Origin of the sequence: Spirulina sp. 06S082, from assembly GCF_034932145.1 — a bacterium.
Taxonomy (GTDB): Bacteria; Cyanobacteriota; Cyanobacteriia; order Cyanobacteriales; family Spirulinaceae; genus CCY15215.
Genome location: NZ_JAYGHV010000372.1, coordinates 1 through 1,803 on the forward strand (window position 1 = coordinate 1; position 1,803 = coordinate 1,803).

At 37.5% G+C, this 1,803-nt stretch carries 2 protein-coding genes; one reads left to right on the forward strand and one right to left on the reverse strand.

The window, feature by feature from the left end; translation table 11 throughout:
- Positions 1–74 precede the first annotated feature (74 nt).
- Positions 75–569: a GNAT family N-acetyltransferase gene (locus VB714_RS21345; protein WP_323226706.1), complete on the forward strand. Its 495-nt coding sequence runs from the start codon at positions 75–77 to the stop codon at positions 567–569.
- A 69-nt stretch (positions 570–638) separates the two neighbouring features.
- Here VB714_RS21345 and VB714_RS21350 read toward each other — a convergent pair.
- Positions 639–1,803, reverse strand: a 1,165-nt coding sequence (locus tag VB714_RS21350) for a hybrid sensor histidine kinase/response regulator (protein WP_323226708.1), incomplete at its 5' end; no start/stop codon positions are given.

Here is a 1,803-nt window from a genome sequence, read left to right on the forward strand (position 1 = left end):
CGTCGTTTCTGTATATGTTCCCGCAGGTCCTAGGTGAGCAATAGAAATAGTCATTTGAGTTATCCGCAAAAAATATGCAAAACACGACCCATTCATTAAACATCCGTCCAGCAAAACCAGAGGATGTTCCGACGATCTTTAGCTTAATTAAAGCACTTGCCGAGTACGAACGACTATCTCATGAAGTTACGGGTGGTACTGCAGAACTGCACAAGCATTTATTTGGCGATCGCCCCTATATTGAAGCAATTCTGGCAGAATGGGAGGGAGAAAGCGTCGGTTTTGCTTTATTTTTCTGCAATTATTCCACCTTTTTAACCCAACCTGGACTCTATCTCGAAGACCTCTTTGTTTTACCCGATTATCGTCGTCGAGGAATTGGCAAAAAGATGTTTCAATATTTAGCTCAATTAGCCATCGATCGCCAGTATGGACGCTTTGAGTGGAGTGTTCTAGACTGGAATGAATCCGCGATCGCTTTTTATAAGAGTATGGGAGCAGTTATTCTCAATGATTGGCGAATTTGTCGGCTAACTGGCGATAATTTGCAGACTCTAACTAAAATTTAACATATTCTCTGGGTGCATCTCAGGATCGACTGCAATTGATTGAGATTATGGGAGAGTGAAGCCCCTCATCTATCCGAAGGATGATGAGCGGGTGTATTCACATAAAGGGAAAGAAATTATTGCAGTTGTGCCACAATTTTCCCCCGCGCTTTCTAATCTAATTGTTCCTCCCATTAATTCTAAGCAACTTTTAGCAATCACTAAACCCAAACCCAGTCCTTCATAATTGCGAGTTGTTGAACTATCAAGCATTAAAAAGGGTTTAAAAAGCAGAGATTGCCGCTCAGATTCAATGCCAATACCAGTATCTTGAATGGTAACTATTGCCCAGTTTTTTTGTGGATCGGAATCAAATTGATGCTGAGTTTTTATGAAAATATCTCCAGATTCAGTAAATTTTATCGCATTATCAATAATATTTAAAAATATCTGCGTGAGTTTCGTTTCATCACCTTGAATCATAAGAGGTTGAGAATCTTCTTGATAATGTAGAGTCAGATTTTTTTGTTTTAATTGACCCGAGTAAATATCGATCGCAGAACTCAAATATATTCGCAAATCTATTTTTTGTAAATAAACTTGCATTCTTCCTGCCTTTATTTTAGCAATGTCGAGGATACTATTAATTGTTTTGAGAAGATGCAGCGCTGATTCCTTTGCAATCTTAAGATTATCTCTTTCTTCTTGGCGATCGTCGCAAAATCCTTCTAAAATCAACTGTAATGCACCTAAAATCCCATTGAGAGGATTGCGGAGTTCGTGAGACATAATCATTAAAAACTCATCTTTTAAGCGATCGATTTCTTGTAAAGCAATATTTTTTTCTTTTAAAGTTTCCAAAAGATTCTCTTTTTGCCGATTAATTTCTTCTAATTCTAATGTACGTTCCTTGACACGATCTTCTAAAGTTTGATTGAGAAACTTTAAAGATTTATTTGCCTTTTGTAATTTTAATTGATGTTCGACACGCGCTAATACTTCTAACTCTTGAAAAGGTTTAGTAATATAATCTGCACCTCCCAATTGAAATGCCCGGATTTTATCCATTGATTCGTCAATAGCGCTAATAAAAATAATCGGAATTTCGCAAAGATGCGGAGATTTTTTGATGCGATCGCAAAACTCATAGCCGTCCATTTCAGGCATTTGAATATCGAGAAGAATTAAATCGGGGGGATTTCTTTTGACTGTTTCTAAAGCGCGAGAGCCTCGCAAAAATATTCGCACGCGATAC